The organism is Actinoplanes oryzae (assembly GCF_030757795.1).
GTDB lineage: Bacteria > Actinomycetota > Actinomycetes > Mycobacteriales > Micromonosporaceae > Actinoplanes.
The window spans coordinates 19,986-34,032 of sequence record NZ_JAUQWH010000096.1 but is presented as its reverse complement, the minus strand read 5'-3'; the positions used below and the strand labels follow the sequence as shown (position 1 = coordinate 34,032).

Sequence of the window (14,047 nt, the reverse complement as noted above, 5' to 3'; positions counted from 1 at the left end):
CCAGGGCGCCGCGCACGTCGGCGACGCGCAGGTCGAGCCGGGCGGCGGCCGCGTCACGGGAGGCGGCGGTCAGGCCGGTGGCCGCCGCGGCGCCCGTGCCGAGGCCGACGGTGAGCACGGCCGCGGCCAGGGCGACGGCACGCTTGCCCGGGGTCTTGGTCACGCAGGCATGTTCGGACGGCGCCGGGGAGCCGTTACCCAGGTTGCAGCATTGCAACCCGCGCATAACGGATATGTTGGGCGGGTGGGAAGGACCATCCTGCTCGTCGAGGACGATCCGGACATCCAGCACCTGGTGTCGTACAAGCTGGGGCGGGCCGGGATGGCCGTGATCGCCGTGTCCGACGGGGTCAGCGCGCTGCGTGCGGCGCTTGCCCACCGTCCGGACCTGGTGCTGCTCGACGTGCGCCTGCCGCGCAAGTCCGGCCTGGAGATCTGCCGCGAGCTGCGCGCCGGGCCGCTGCCCGCGGGCACGCCCATCATCATGCTGACCGCCCGCTCCCGCCCGCAGGACCTCGAGCAGGGGTACGCCGCCGGGGCCACCGACTACGTCGTCAAGCCGTTCAGCCCCCGCGACCTGCTGGCGCGCGTGGAGAACGCCCTGGAGCGGGTTGCGCACTGATGCTCGGGGTCTTCACGTTCGTCATCGAGGTGCTGGCGGTCGTCGTCGCCGGCACGGTCAGCGGCATCGTCACGGCCCGGCTGGTGCGCGGCTCCCGGCAGCGCCGGCGGTCCCGGCTGGCCGCGGGGCCCCGGCGCGCGCTGCTGGCCTTCGTCGCGAACAACGGCGAGGAGGGCAGCCACGACCTGGTCGCCATCCCCCCTGACGCGTGGCGGGCCGCCGAGCCCCACGCCCTCGCGCTGCTGCAGAAGCTGCGCGGGGAGGCCCACCTCGGGCTGGTCTCGGTATTCCTGCGGCGGGGCGTCGCGCGGGCGGCACTGGGACAGCTGCGCAGCCGCAGCCGGGTCCGGCGCGCCCGGGCGGCCCAGGTGCTCGGCGACCTGGAGCTGCGGCAGGCGGTGCCGGCACTGTGCGAACTGCTGACCGATCGGCACGCGGAGGTGCGGGTGGTGGCCGTACGGGCGCTCGGCCGCATCGGCGACCCCGCGGCGGCCTGGCGCATCATCGCCAGCCTCGACCGGCCCGACCCGATCCCGTCGCTGCTGGCCAGCCACACCCTCGTGCAGCTCGGCGCGGACGCGGAGGTGACCGTGTCGGCGGCGCTGGACCATCCGCAAGCCCGGGTGCGCGCGGTGTGTCTCGACGCCCTGGGGCTGCTCGGCGCCACGTCGTCGGTGCACCGGATCGCCCGCGTGCTGCGTGAGGACAACCACCTCGACGTACGCGTCGCCGCCGCGGCCGCGCTCGGCAAACTGGGCACGCGCACCGCCCTCGACCCGCTCACGCTCGCGCTGCACTCGTCGCGGCCCACCCGGCTGCGGGTCGCCGCGGCGCGGGCCCTCGGTGACCTCGGGGCCCCTTCGGCCGTACCGACGCTTGCGGGGCTCTTGACCGACGAGGCCTTCGCCGTCGCGCACGAGGCCGCGCACGCACTGCGCCGGTTGGGCCGTCCGGGGCTGGAGGCGCTGCACGACGCGCACGTCGGCTCGGGCGTCGCGGCCGCCCACGCCAGCGAGGCGCTCGCCTACGCCCAGGTGCTCGACCGGGTGCCGGCGTGACCCGCGAGCTGGTCAGGGAGATCCTGAGCTGGACCGACTGGGCGATCCTCGGCTACTTCGTGGCGCTCAACAGCAGCTATCTCGCGCTGCTGGTGATGGCGGGGCTGGAGTTCGCGCGGCACCTGCGGCGGCTGCCGTTCGCGGGCGCCGACGACATGTTCCGCAGCCCGCTGACGCTGCCCGTGTCGGTGATCGTGCCGGCGTACAACGAGGGGCCCGGCATCGTCGCGGCGGTCCAGGCCATGACCGCGCTCCGCTATCCCCGGTACGAGGTGGTGGTCGTCGACGACGGCTCCTCGGACGACACCTTCGAGCGGCTGCGCGAGCAGTTCGACCTGGTCGAGGTCCCGCGGCTGGTGCCGGCCGACGTCCCGTACGCCGGGGATGTGCTCTCCGTGCACGTGGCCCGCGCCGACCCGGAGACCCTGACCGTCGTCCGCAAGAGCAACGGCGGCAAGGCGGACGCCCTCAACGTCGGCATCAACCTCGCCCGGCACCCGCTGATCTGCATGGTCGACGCCGACTCCGTGCTCGACCCGGACGCGCTGCTCTCGGTCGCCAAGCCCTTCGGCGACGACCCGCTGCGCGTCGCGGCGTGCGGCGGCGTGGTGCGCATCGCCAACGGCTGCAAGGTCCTCGGCGGCCGAGTCGTCGACGTGCGCATGCCCCGGCAGTGGCTGGTCCGCATCCAGGTCGTCGAGTACCTGCGCGCCTTCCTCATGGGCCGCACCGGCTGGTCGCGGCTCGGCGGGCTGGTCGTGATCTCGGGCGCCTTCGGGGTCTTCCGCCGCGACCTGGTCGTCGAGGTCGGCGGCATGGACCGCGACACGATCGGCGAGGACGCCGAGCTCGTCGTCCGCCTGCACCACCACCTGCGCGGCAAGCGGAAGGACTACCGCGTGATCTTCGTCGCCGAGCCGGTCAGCTGGAGCGAGGCGCCCTCCACGTGGCGGGTCCTCGGCCGCCAGCGCCGGCGCTGGCACCGCGGCATCGCGGAGATCCTGCGCAAGCACCGCGGCATGATCGCCAATCCGAGGTACGGGCGGATCGGGCTGATCGCGCTCCCGTACTACGTGATCTTCGAGCTGCTGGCCCCGTTCGTCGAGCTGTCGGCGCTGGTGCTCGTCCCGCTGGGGCTGTGGGCGGACGCGGTCGACGTGGCGTTCGCGTGGCGGTTCGTGCTGGTGGCGTACGGCTACGGGCTCCTGGTGAGCCTGGCGTCGCTGTTCATCGAGGAGGTGTCGTTCCACCGGTATCCGCGCTGGGGCGACCTGGCCCGGGGCGTGGCGGCGGCCGTCATGGAAAACTTCGGCTACCGGCAGATCCTGGCGGTGTGGCAGGTCACGGGTGCGCTCGGCGCGTGGCGCGGCGGCAAGGGCTCGTGGGGGACCATGCACCGCGAGGGCTTCTCAGCTCCCGACTTTGTCTCCGGCCGGGTGCCGTAGCCCCGGGTGCCCCGCCGGCAGGCTCTTCCGGATCACCCACCAGCTGACGGCGAGGCACGCGGCGACCAGCGGCCACGTCAGCACCGCCCGCGCCACGCCCAGCGCCACGACCGCGTGCGCGGCCCACAGCGGAATGAAGATGGCGAGCCGGATCACATATTGCAGGACCCAGACCCAACTGCCCCGCATGTACGCCCGGAGCAGCGCCGGGTCGCGCCGCCACCGCGTCTTCTGCCCCAGCACCGCGCCGACGATGATCCCGAGGAACGGCCACCGGACGACGATGCTGACCGCCCACGCCAGCGCGCTCGCCGCGTTGGAGGCGATCTGCAGCAGGAAGAAGTCCTCCGCACGCCCCGTCCGCAGCGCGACGATCGCCGCCACGGCGACGCCGAGCAGCCCGACCAGAACGGCCCGCGGCTTGTCCCCGTTGCGCAGCCTGATCACGCCGACCACGAGCGCGGCCACGAGCGACGCGGCGGCACCCCACCAGATCGAGCGGCCGCCGACCAGCCAGCCGGCGACGAACACGACCGGCGGCACGGTGGCGTCGAGCGCGGCCCGGCGCCCGCCCAGCAGATCCGCCAGCGACTCCGGTTCGGCCACGCTCTACCCCCAGCGTCGTGCGGTCCCGCGCCGCTTGCGGCACGGTGATGCGTTCCGCGCCGCTCGCGGCACGGTGGTGCGGTCCCGCGCCGCTTGCGGCACGGTGGTGTGCGTTCCCGCGCCGCTTGCGGCACGAAGTTAGGACAGCCTACCTTCCGGCGTCGGGCACAATCGTCGGCGTGCCACGTACCCTGGGCGACGCGCAGCCGCCGGACGAGTCCTTCTCCCTCGACCACTTCGTCAACCTCTACCTGGCGAAGGACGACCCCTGGGACAACGCCTTCAAATGGTCCGACCAGCGCAAGTACGCGGTCACCATGGCGAGCCTCCCGCGGGAGCGCTACCGCCGCGGTCGCCCACCGAAACCAGCCCGCCGGCGCCGCCACCGCGAACGCGGCCGGAACCGGCCCGCCGGCGCCGCGGCCGTACCCGCCATTGCGCGAATGCGCGCGGAACAGGCCCGCCGCAACCGCTGCTCATGATCGACTCGGCCCATGGTGCTGACGGGGCTCGCGCGGGTGGCGCTCTGCCTCCTGTGGTTCGCCGGGGTGGGGGCGGCCTTCCTGGCGATGGACATCTACATGTAAGACTTCCCGGTCATGGACACCACCGTGATCTCCGTCCGGACCGGCAACCGTCCGGTCGTCCGTGACATCACGGGCGAGGCCGAGCGGTTCGTGCAGGGGCGCGGCGACGGGTTGCTGCACGTCTTCGTCCCGCACGCGACCGCGGGCCTGGCCGTCATCGAGACCGGCGCGGGGTCCGACGACGACCTGCTCACGGCCATCGACGACCTGCTGCCGGCCGAGGACAAGTGGCGGCACCGGCACGGGTCGCGCGGTCACGGCCGCGACCATGTTCTGCCTGCCTGGATCCCCCCGTACGCGACGCTGCCGGTCATCGACGGCAGGATCGCCTTCGGCACGTGGCAGAGCCTGTGCCTCGTGGACCCCAACGGCGACAACCCCGAGCGCCAGGTCCGCTTCAGCTTTCTGAACGGTTAAGCAGTTGTTACCCCCGAGTACGTGTGTCGAGCATCGCCCGCGAACCCCGTAGGCGTGACGACAAGCACCGTTTGGGGGCAGGATGGAGCCATTGCCGTGCGGTTCACACAATGGGCGTACGGTCCGAACCGACCAAGAGGAATGCCTGTGGCCACGGAACGCAAGCGCCCGGTGATCACTGACGGCCTGCCGAGCCAGCTTCCGGACATCGACCCCGAGGAAACCCGGGAGTGGGTCGAGTCGCTCGACGGAGTCATCGACGAACGAGGCGCCAAGAGAGCGCGTTACGTCATGCTGCGCCTGCTCGAGCGGGCCCGGGAGCGGCAGGTCGGCGTCCCGCCCCTGACCTCCACCGACTTCATCAACACCATCGCGCCGGAGCAGGAGCCCTGGTTCCCCGGCGACGAGTTCGTCGAGCGCCGCATCCGGGCCTACATCCGCTGGAACGCCGCGATGCTGGTGCACCGCGCGCAGCGCCCGGAGATCGGCGTCGGCGGTCACATCTCGACGTACGCGTCGAGCGCCAGCCTCTACGAGGTCGGCATGAACCACTTCTTCCGCGGCAAGAACCACCCCGGCGGCGGCGACCACATCTTCTTCCAGGGCCACGCCTCCCCGGGCATGTACGCGCGGGCCTACCTCGAGGGCCGGCTCACCGAGCACGACCTCGACGGCTTCCGCCAGGAGCTGTCCCACCCGGGCGGCGGCATCCCGAGCTACCCGCACCCGCGGCTGATGCCGGACTTCTGGGAGTTCCCGACGGTCAGCATGGGCATCGGCCCGCTGAACGCGATCTACCAGGCCCGGTTCAACCGCTACCTGCACAACCGCGGCATCAAGGACACCAGCCAGCAGCACGTCTGGGCGTTCCTGGGCGACGGCGAGATGGACGAGGTCGAGTCGCTCGGCGCGATCGGCCTGGCCGCCCGCGAGGAGCTCGACAACCTCACCTTCGTCATCAACTGCAACCTGCAGCGGCTCGACGGCCCGGTGCGCGGCAACGGCAAGGTCATCCAGGAGCTGGAGTCGTTCTTCCGCGGCGCCGGCTGGAACGTCATCAAGGTCGTCTGGGGCCGCGAGTGGGACTCGCTGCTCGCCAAGGACACCGACGGCGCCCTGGTCAACCTCATGAACACCACGCCGGACGGCGACTTCCAGACCTACAAGGGCGAGTCCGGGGCGTACGTCCGGGAGAACTTCTTCGGCCGCGACCCACGCACCCGCAAGCTGGTCGAGGGCATGTCCGACGACGAGGTCTGGAACCTCAAGCGCGGCGGCCACGACTACCGCAAGCTCTACGCGGCGTACAAGGCGGCCACCGAGCACACCGGCCAGCCGACCGTCATCCTGGCGCACACCATCAAGGGCTGGACGCTGGGCTCGCACTTCGAGGCCCGCAACGCCACGCACCAGATGAAGAAGCTCACGCTGGACGACCTCAAGGGCTTCCGCGACCGGCTCTACCTCGACATCAGCGACAAGCAGCTCGAGGAGAACCCGTACCTCCCGCCGTACTACCACCCGGGTCCCGACTCGGACGAGATCAAGTACCTGCAGGAGCGGCGCCGCGAGCTCGGTGGCTACGTGCCCAGCCGGCGGACCAAGGCCAAGACCCTGGCGATCCCCGACTCGGCGCGCTTCGGCGACGTCAAGCGCGGCTCGGGCAAGCAGAAGGTCGCCACCACGATGGCCTTCGTGCGCCTGCTCAAGGACATCATGAAGGACAAGGAGTTCGGGGCCCGCTGGGTGCCGATCATCCCGGACGAGGCGCGCACGTTCGGCATGGACTCGCTCTTCCCGACCCGCAAGATCTACTCGCCGCACGGCCAGACCTACACGTCGGTCGACCGGGAGCTCTTCCTGTCGTACAAGGAAGCGACCAACGGCCAGATCCTGCACGAGGGCATCAACGAGGCCGGCTCGACCGCCAGCTTCATCGCCGCCGGCACGTCCTACGCGACGCACGACGAGCCGATGATCCCGCTGTACATCTTCTACTCGATGTTCGGCTTCCAGCGCACCGCCGACGAGCTGTGGGCGGCCTCGGACCAGATGACCCGCGGCTTCCTGCTCGGCGCGACCGCCGGGCGCACCACGCTCAACGGCGAGGGCCTGCAGCACGAGGACGGGCACTCGCTGCTGATCGCGGCGACCAACCCGGCCGTCGTGGCCTACGACCCGGCGTTCGCCTTCGAGATCGCGCACATCATGGAGCGCGGCCTGCACCGGATGTACGGCGAGCAGCAGGAGAACGTCTACTACTACCTGACGGTCTACAACGAGCCGATCCTGCAGCCGGCCGAGCCCGCGGACGTCGACGTGGAGGGCCTGCTCAAGGGCATCTACAAGTACGCGGCCGCGCCCGAGACGAACGGTCCGAAGGCGCAGATCCTGGCGTCGGGCACGGGCATGCAGTGGGCCCTCAAGGCGCAGCAGCTGCTGGCCCAGGACTGGGGCGTGGCGGCCGACGTGTGGTCCGTGACCTCGTGGACCGAGCTGCGCCGCGACGCGGTCGAGACCGAGGAGCACAACCTGCTCAACCCGGGCGACCAGCCGCGGAAGCCGTACATCCAGACCAAGCTGGAGGGCACCGAGGGCCCGGCGGTGGCGGTCAGCGACTGGATGCGTGCCGTGCCCGACCTGATCAGCCGCTGGATCCCCAACGACTACACCTCGCTGGGCACCGACGGCTTCGGCATGAGCGACACCCGGCACGCCCTGCGCCGGCACTTCCACGTCGACGCCGAGTCGGTGGCGGTGGCGACGCTGCGCCAGCTGGCGCTCAAGGGCAAGGTCCCGGCGCACGTCCCGGCCGAGGCCGCCAAGAAGTACGCGATCGACGACGTCAACGCGGCCCCGGTCGGCGAGACCGGCGGCGACAGCTGACCGTTTGATCAAACGGGGGGTGTGTCCGGGTTCATCCCGGCGCACCCCTCAGTTTTTTGCCGTGCTGTCCGAATAGCCGGACATGGTGCGTGCGCAGATCAGTCACAAGCTCCTGGCCCTGGGCCTGGGCGGGGTTCTCGGTACGGCAGGGGTGCTGGTCGGTGTCGGCGCCTGGCAGAGCGACGCGTTCGCCGATCACACGGAGACGCAGGTCACGAAGCTGACGACCGAGGATCTGACCCGCACCTCCGACGAGGTGAACCGGATGGTCAGCGCCGTCGGCGACGAGGTCCAGAACGGCGTCAACAACAACATGAAGTCGGCGAACCAGCTGCTGGCCTACAACGGCGGGGCCGCGCTGCAGAGCCGGACCGCCACGTGGACGGCGACCAACCAGGTCAGCCAGGCCAAGACCACGGTGACGCTGCCACGGATGGCCGTGGGCGGCACCTGGCTCGGCCAGAACACCAGCTTCGGCAAGAAGACGCCGTTCGCCGACGACACGGCCTCGCTGCTCGGGCTCACCGTGACCGTCTTCCAGCGGATGAACGACGACGGCGACCTGCTGCGCGTGGCGACCACGGTGAAGGCGGCCTCCGGCAACCGGGCCATCGGCACCTACATTCCCGCGACCGCCGATGGCAAGGCCAACGCCGTGGCCGCCGCGATCAAGTCGGGCAAGGGCTACCGGGGCGTGGCGAAGGTCGTCGACACCTGGTACATCACCGCGTACGACCCGATCAAGGACAACGACGGCAAGGTCATCGGCGCGCTCTTCGTCGGCGTGCCGCAGGCGACCGCGCTGACCACGCTGACCGACGCGATCTCCGGCAGCTCGGTGCGCACCAACGGCTCGATCTCCGTGATCAGCACCAACGCGGCGGACGCGGGCCGGGTCATCACGTCGAGCATCGACGAGTTCTCCGGCCAGAACGTCCTGGCGGCCAAGGACGAGAACGGCGCCGAGTACGTCAAGCAGATCGTCACCGAGGCCCCGAAGCTGACCGACGGCAAGACGTGGCAGGGCACCTTCCAGCTGGCCGGTGCGGGTGGCGCCCCGGCGGGCGAGACGATCGTCACGACGTCGTACTACGCGCCGTACAACTGGGCGATCGCCGTCAGCGGCTACACGGGCGACACCAGCGGGGCGGCCGACGCCGTCCGCGACGGCCGCCGCGACATGCTCATCGCCTTCCTGATCGCCGCGGTCATCCTCGCCGTGCTCGGCGGCGCGATCGCCGCTTGGCAGGCCCGCCGCATCTCGACCCGGCTCGGCGGCCTGACCGCCGCCCTGTCCCGCCTGGCGAAGCGTGACCTCACTGTCAAGGTGCAGGACGACGTCCAGGACGAGATCGGCCGCGCCGGCACCGCGCTCAACACCGCCACCGCCGAGCTGCGCGAGGTCATGGTCGAGGTGACCGGGGCGTCGCACGAGGTCAGCAAGTCGGCCGCCCAGGTCGCCCAGACCGGGGGCGAGCTGACCAGCTCGGCCGAGAGCGCCGCCGGCCAGGCCGGCACGGCCAGCCGCGCCGCCGACGACATCTCGGTGGTCGTGCAGACCGTCGCCGCGGGCGCCGAGGAGATGGGCGCCTCGATCAGCGAGATCTCCAGCAACGCCCAGGAGGCCGCCCGCGCCGGCCGCGACGGCGTGGGCCTGACCGCCACCGCCTCCGGCGTCATCGACGAGCTGCGCGTCTCCACGGGCAAGATCGCCGATGTCGTACGCCTGATCGCCAGCATCGCCGAGCAGACCAACCTGCTGGCCCTCAACGCCACCATCGAGGCGGCCCGGGCGGGCGACGCCGGCAAGGGCTTCGCGGTCGTCGCCGGCGAGGTCAAGGACCTGGCCCAGGAGACCGCCAAGGCGACCGAGGACGTCACCGCCCGGGTGTCGGCGATCGAGTCCGACACGGCCAAGGCGGTCGAGGCGATCAACGCGATCACCGCCACGATCGGCCAGGTCAACGACTACCAGACGGCGATCGCCGCGGCCGTCGAGGAGCAGGCGGCCACGACCGCGGAGATGTCGCGCAACATCACCGAGGTCGCCACCGGCAGCCAGGACATCGCCAGCAACATCGGCGCGGTCAGCGGGGCCGTCGAGAGCACCCGCTCGGCGGTGGCGCTGTCGCACCAGGCGGCGGCCGAGCTCAACGGCACGGCGCAGCGCCTGACGCACCTGGTGGACCGCTTCACGGTCTGACGATCCGCGTTCCCGGCCGGCGGCTCCTCATCCCGAGGGTCCGCCGGTTCGCTGTTCGCTAGGCCGGGACGTAGGTGAGGACCTCGACGCCGGTGGACGTGGTCCAGCGGTTCGTCGGGGCGAGGGCGATCTTGGTGCCCTCGTGCCAGAGCTTGCGGCCCTCGCCCACCACGACCGGGTAGATCATGATGCGGTACTCGTCGACCAGGTTGTGCCGGGTCAGGTGGTTGAGCAGGTCGGCGCTGCCGTTGATCAGCAGCGTGCCCGGCTCGGTCCGCAGCTTGGCGACCGCGTCGGCGACCTCGCCGGAGAGGAACCGCGCGTTCCACTCCGGCGTGGTCAGGGTGGTCGTGGCCACGTACTTGGTCATCGCGTTCATCTTGCGGCCGAAGTCGCCGGTGCTCGACTCCATGGCGGGCCAGGCGGCCTTGAAGCCCTCGTAGGTGCGCCGGCCCAGCAGCAGCGCCTCGGCCTCGCGCAGGTTGGCGTCCTGCCAGGCGCCCAGCTCGTCGTTGAAGTAGGGGCCGCTCCAGGCGGGTTCCTCGAACACGCCGTCGAGCGTCACGTACTCCACCGCGATGACCTTGCCCATGGTTCCACCTCGTCGTGTCGGGAGCGATCCCCCACCCTAAAGGCGGTCGGCGGCCAGGAAGGCGTTGACGTGCGGGTGACGGCCGGCGACGGCGACGTCCCGCCAGAAGCGCTGCAGCGGGTTCGACTCCGCGAAGCCGCCGGCCCCGTGCAGGTCCAGCATCAGGTCCATGGCCGTCCGGCAGTCGCGCGCCGCCTCGGACATCGCGAGACCGTGGTCGCCCGGGCCGGCGGCGGCCAGGTCGAGCGCCGTGCGCTCGGCGCGACGGGCCAGGGTCGCGGCCTCCGTCTTCCACCGGCGCGCGGCCGGGGAGTCGGCCATCCGGGCGTACCGGCTCATGTGGGGCTTGCGATCGGAGGCGAACATCGCCTCAATCAGGTCGAGTGCGCCCAGGGTCGCGCCGACCACCGGGGCGAGCGCGGTCAGGCCGAAGAGCACCATGTCGCCGGCCAGCGCGGAGAACTCGAGCGGCGCCACCCGCTCCGGCGGCACCAGGACGTCCTCGGCCACCAGCGTGTGGCTGCCGGTGCCGCGCATGCCGGCGGCCGTCCAGGTGTGCTCGACGCGCAGGTCCGTCGCGGGGATCTGCGCCCAGGACAGCGTCCCGTCGATCAGCATGGCGAGGCCGGCCCACTCCGCGTCCTCGCAGCCGGAGACGTTCGCCCAGCGGCCGGTGACCCGGACGCCGCCGGAGGTCTTCTCGCCCTGCCCGCCCGGGGTGCCCGACCCGGCCATCAGCTCGTCCGGACCGGCCACGTCCCCGAGCGTCCGGCGGCTGAAGATCTTGCCGGTGAGCGAGGTGCCGGCGATCCAGCTGGTGGAGGGGCAGCCGCGGGCCAGCTCGATGAGCAGCTGGACGGCCTCGGTGGCGGTGCGGTCGGGCAGGGCGAAGGCGCCGGCCTCCCGGGCGGCGGCCAGGCTCTTCGCAGCGGGGCGGCGGTGCTGTTCGGTCTCCGCGGCGTGCGCGGCCAGGATCTCGACGAGTGGTGATGTCACGTCGTCCACCGAACCAGCCGGCCGGCCGCGCGGCCATGCGTGCGCGACCCGGCCGGATACGCGGACGTACCATCGCCGGCGTGGACATGATCTCGGCCGCGCTCGGCAGCGTCCGGGCCCTGCGCGCGAACGGGCGGCGCATCACGGAGTCGGGCGCCTGGGGGCTGCGCTTCCCGTCCATGGCCGTGCTCGGCTTCCACGTGCTGCTGCGCGGTGCGGGCTGGCTCATCCAGGAGGAGGCCGAGCCCCTTCGCGTACGCCCGGGGGATGTGATCTTCACCGCCGCGGGTGTCGTGCACGGGTTGTCCCACACGCCGTGCACCCTCGCCCAGCTCCCCGACTTCACCGTCGAGGAGCCGGCGCCGACCGGGGAGGCCGACTTCGAGTTCCTGTGCGGCGCCTACCGGCGGGAGGACGGGCGGGTCCCGCCGCTGCTCCGGCAGTTGCCGGGGCTGGTCAGGATCACGCCGGACTACGACCGGCACCCGGAGCTGCGGACGCTGATCTCGATGCTGCACGCCGACTTCGACCGGCCCGAGCCGGGCACCGACGCGGCCCGGGCGGCCCTCATCGACCTGATGGTCGTGCAGCTGCTGCGCCAGGTGCCGAATCGGCCGGAGGTCACCGACCCGGGCATCGCCGGGGCGCTGCACGCCATCCACGAGCGGCCGGAGCGCTCGTGGACGGTGGAGCAGCTGAGCTCGGTGGCGGGCATGTCGCGTACGACGTTCCACCGGCGGTTCACCGCCGCGACCGGCACTCCCCCGATGACGTACCTGGTCGATCGGCGGATGAGCCTCGGCGCCCAGCTGTTGCGGGAGAGCCCGGCGCCGCTGGCGGCCATCGCGCGGCGGGTCGGCTACTCGACGGAGTTCGCCTTCTCGGCCGCGTTCCGGCGCGCCTTCGGGGTGGCGCCGGGCACCTTCCGGAAGGGCTCCTAGCGGACGGCGGAACGACAGGGATGCATAGCTCCGCCGAGGGAAGGTAAGCGGCGCGCATGTCCCAAGTCGCGGCCGAGCCGCCGGCACTGGTTTCCGGGTGGGCGCCCCTTCGCCGGCCGGTCTTCCGCGCCCTGTGGCTCGCCCAGTTCGTGGCCAACACCGGCACGTGGATGCAGACCGTCGGTGCGCAGTGGCTGATGGGCGACCTCGGCGGGGGCCCGTTCGCGATCGCGCTCGTCCAGGCCGCCTCCACGCTGCCGGTGTTTCTGCTCGTCGTCCCGGCGGGCGCGCTGGGCGACATCTTGGACCGGCGCCGGTTGCTGCTGGCCGGACAGGCGCTGATGTGCGCCGGAGCCGCCGGGATCACCGCCACGACCGCCCTCGGCCGGACGACCCCGGCATCGCTGCTCGCGTTGATCGCCGTCACCGGCGTGGGTCAGGCATTGTCGGTGCCGTCGTTCCAGGCCATCCAGCCCGAGCTGGTCAGCCGTGCCGAGGTACCGCAGGCCGCGGTGCTCAACGGCGTGAATGTCAACGTCGCGCGGGCCATCGGCCCCGCGGTGGGCGGCTTGCTGATCGCCGCCACCGGCCCGGCTTCCACATTCGCCTTCAACACGGTGTCGTTCTTCGGCGTACTGGCGGTGCTGTATCGATGGCGGCGGCCGCGGGACCACCGGCCCTTGGGCGCCGAACATGTGACGGCGGCGACCCGGGCCGGCGCGCGCTACATCATGAACGCTCCGCGATTCGCCACCGTGCTCCTGCGGTCCGCGCTGTTCATGATCTTCGCGAGCTGCCTGTGGGCGCTGTTGCCGGCCGTGGCCCGGGGGCCGCTGGGGCTCGGCGCGGGCGGCTACGGCGCGCTGCTGGGCGCCGTGGGTGCCGGGGCGGTGGCCGGAGCTTTCGTGGTCGGCCGCCTGCGCCGGGCGATGGGCGCGAACACCCTGGTGGCCGCGTCCACGATGGCCTACGGCGCGGCCATGGTGGTGATCGGTGCCGGGCCGCGGGGCGGCTTGGTGCTGCCCGCGCTGGTGGTGGCCGGTGCGGCATGGATCGGGGTGCAGTCCACCCTCAACGCCACCGCGCAGGCTCTGCTGCCGGCCTGGACGCGGGCTCGAGCCCTGGCCTACTTCCAGCTCGTCTTCATGGGTGGGCAGACGCTGGGCGCGATCGGCTGGGGTGTGCTCGCGGACCTGGCCGGGATCCGGGCCGCCTTCGTCATACCCGGCTGTGCCCTGCTGCTGACGGCCGTGGTGACCGCCCGGAAACTTCGCCTGGCGCGGACGTCCCTCGACCTGAGCCGGACGCCCTTCTGGCCCGAGCCGGCGGCTGCCCCGGACTCCGACTCCGGGGCCGGCCCGGTGCTCGTCGAGGTGCAATGGCGGGTCGCGCAGTCCAACGCGGAGGCGTTCGTCGATGCCATGGTGCACGTGAGCCGGTCCCGGAAGCGGACCGGTGCCACCCTGTGGGGTCTGTTCCGGGACCTGTCCGATCCCTCCCTGTACGTGGAGACGTTCACCGTGGCCACCTGGCACGAGCATCTGCGTCAGCACCTCGAACGCGGCACGGTGTGGGATCAGGAGCTGGAGGCCGCTGCGCGGGCGCTGACCGTGGCCGGCACCGGGCCGGTGGTCCGGCACCTGATCTGGGCGGACGCACCGCGATCCGCACCAGATCAGTGAGTGCCACGATCA

General features: G+C 72.0%; 12 protein-coding genes. 9 read left to right on the top strand and 3 right to left on the bottom strand.

The features are described from left to right. Window positions 1-244: 244 nt before the first annotated feature. From RBH18_RS27240 to RBH18_RS27230, 3 genes are read left to right on the top strand one after another with little or no spacing between them, the layout of a single operon-like run. Window positions 245-622 carry a response regulator transcription factor gene (locus RBH18_RS27240; protein ID WP_306212702.1) on the top strand — a complete coding sequence of 126 codons (378 nt, stop codon included), beginning with the start codon at window positions 245-247 and terminating at the stop codon, window positions 620-622. Then, window positions 622-1,680, top strand: a complete 1,059-nt coding sequence (locus RBH18_RS27235; RefSeq protein ID WP_306212700.1) for a HEAT repeat domain-containing protein — start codon at window positions 622-624, stop codon at window positions 1,678-1,680. Before RBH18_RS27240 ends, RBH18_RS27235 begins: the two co-directional genes overlap by 1 nt. Continuing rightward, on the top strand, window positions 1,677-3,125 hold the full coding sequence (locus tag RBH18_RS27230; RefSeq protein WP_306212698.1) for a glycosyltransferase family 2 protein: 1,449 nt from the start codon (window positions 1,677-1,679) through the stop codon (window positions 3,123-3,125). Before RBH18_RS27235 ends, RBH18_RS27230 begins: the two co-directional genes overlap by 4 nt. Here RBH18_RS27230 and RBH18_RS27225 read toward each other — a convergent pair. Next, on the bottom strand, window positions 3,090-3,731 hold the full coding sequence (locus RBH18_RS27225) for a DUF3159 domain-containing protein (RefSeq protein WP_306212696.1): 642 nt from the start codon (window positions 3,729-3,731) through the stop codon (window positions 3,090-3,092). The two genes, RBH18_RS27230 and RBH18_RS27225, sit on opposite strands and share 36 nt — an antisense overlap. Before the next feature lie 179 nt (window positions 3,732-3,910). Here RBH18_RS27225 and RBH18_RS27220 point away from each other — a divergent pair, with 179 nt between their 5' ends. The 4 genes from RBH18_RS27220 (at window position 3,911) to RBH18_RS27205 (ending at window position 9,824) form a co-directional block, all read left to right on the top strand. After that, the gene (locus RBH18_RS27220; RefSeq protein WP_306212694.1) at window positions 3,911-4,213 is read left to right on the top strand and encodes a hypothetical protein; all 303 of its coding nucleotides are present in this window, start codon (window positions 3,911-3,913) and stop codon (window positions 4,211-4,213) included. A 117-nt stretch (window positions 4,214-4,330) separates the two neighbouring features. Further along, the gene (locus tag RBH18_RS27215; protein ID WP_306212692.1) at window positions 4,331-4,735 is read left to right on the top strand and encodes a YjbQ family protein; all 405 of its coding nucleotides are present in this window, start codon (window positions 4,331-4,333) and stop codon (window positions 4,733-4,735) included. Window positions 4,736-4,882: 147 nt separating this feature from the next. After that, a complete protein-coding gene (gene aceE, locus RBH18_RS27210) occupies window positions 4,883-7,621 on the top strand; it encodes a pyruvate dehydrogenase (acetyl-transferring), homodimeric type (RefSeq protein ID WP_306212691.1) in 2,739 nt (912 codons plus the stop codon). A gap of 82 nt (window positions 7,622-7,703) precedes the next feature. Next, complete coding sequence (locus tag RBH18_RS27205) at window positions 7,704-9,824, top strand: methyl-accepting chemotaxis protein (protein ID WP_306212689.1); 2,121 nt, start codon at window positions 7,704-7,706, stop codon at window positions 9,822-9,824. Window positions 9,825-9,882: 58 nt separating this feature from the next. Here the strand turns inward: RBH18_RS27205 and RBH18_RS27200 are convergent, their stop codons facing one another. Both RBH18_RS27200 and RBH18_RS27195 read right to left on the bottom strand, forming a co-directional pair. Further along, complete coding sequence (locus RBH18_RS27200) at window positions 9,883-10,416, bottom strand: dihydrofolate reductase family protein (protein WP_306212687.1); 534 nt, start codon at window positions 10,414-10,416, stop codon at window positions 9,883-9,885. Between the two features lie 36 nt (window positions 10,417-10,452). Then, window positions 10,453-11,412: an acyl-CoA dehydrogenase family protein gene (locus RBH18_RS27195; RefSeq protein ID WP_306212685.1), complete on the bottom strand. Its 960-nt coding sequence runs from the start codon at window positions 11,410-11,412 to the stop codon at window positions 10,453-10,455. Window positions 11,413-11,498: 86 nt separating this feature from the next. On the opposite strand from RBH18_RS27195, the gene RBH18_RS27190 reads away from it, so the two are divergent. Beyond that, on the top strand, window positions 11,499-12,353 hold the full coding sequence (locus RBH18_RS27190; protein ID WP_306212705.1) for an AraC family transcriptional regulator: 855 nt from the start codon (window positions 11,499-11,501) through the stop codon (window positions 12,351-12,353). A gap of 56 nt (window positions 12,354-12,409) precedes the next feature. Further along, entirely contained in the window at window positions 12,410-14,035 is a 1,626-nt protein-coding gene (locus RBH18_RS27185; protein WP_306212683.1) for an MFS transporter, read from the top strand. Window positions 14,036-14,047: the final 12 nt, after the last annotated feature.